Genomic DNA, 1,024 nt, shown 5'->3' on the forward strand with positions numbered 1-1,024 from the left:
GCTACCTGAACCGAATTCAATCCTCACGCCGATTAGAGCGAGAAGCTAACCGCAATATCGAACTAATGTGGTTAACTGAGAGACTTGCACCAGACTTCAAAACCATTGCAGATTTTAGGAAGAATAACGGTAAAGGGATTAAACAGTGCTGTCGAACGTTCATCGATTTGTGTCGTCAGATGAACATGTTTAGCGATGCGCTTGTCGCGATTGATGGCAGTAAATTCAAAGCATCTAACAACAAATCTAAAAACTATACGCCAAGAAAACTCCAAGCCTCAATGGAACGCGTTGAAAAGCATATCGCTCGCTACCTTAGTCAGCTAGACAAGGTCGACTTAAATGAAAAGGAAGCGGATACCGCTCCCATTGAAGAAAAGCTGGTTTGGCTAAAAGCGCGTCTTTCTGAATTAAAGGAGCTCAAAGAGAAAGTTGAAGCGCACCCAGACAAACAAATCTCTATGACTGATCCAGATTCGCGTCTGTTAAAAACAACCGCGATGGAGAGAAAGGTTTGCTACAACGTTCAGAGCGCAGTGGATTGTAAGCATCACTTGATCGTTGCTCATGAGGTCACCAATACCACCGATAGAAATCAATTATGCAGGATGGGCCAGCAGGCTCAAGCAGCACTAAAGAATGATGAAATTACCGTGCTTGCCGACAAAGGCTATTTTAGCAGCAAAGATATTATTGCGGCGCAAGATGCGGGGATGACGCCACTGGTACCCAATTTTGATACGTCAGGCAGTGAAAAGAAAGGCATCTTCAATAAATCGCTATTTCAATATGACGCCGAGCAAAATGTGTACGTTTGTCCTGCCAAGCAAGCGTTAACACCCAGAGGGCAAGCAAGAGATAAAGGCATGATTTATAGGAACTATAACTGCAGCGTCAAAATTTGTAGAGTTTGCAGCCTGCAAACCCAATGCACCAAAACAGCCACTCCCCGAACAATTCGTCGTTGGGAGCATGCTAGTCGCATTGAAAAGATGACCGAGCTTCTGGAGTCCAAACCTGACAG

The 1,024-nt window shown here is 44.6% G+C and carries 1 protein-coding gene; it reads left to right on the forward strand.

The features are described from left to right. The coding region (locus tag A3763_RS16885) for an IS1182 family transposase (RefSeq protein ID WP_068760243.1) at nt 1-1,024 on the forward strand (1,024 nt) is incomplete at both ends.

It is taken from the genome of Oleiphilus sp. HI0128 (assembly GCF_001635365.1).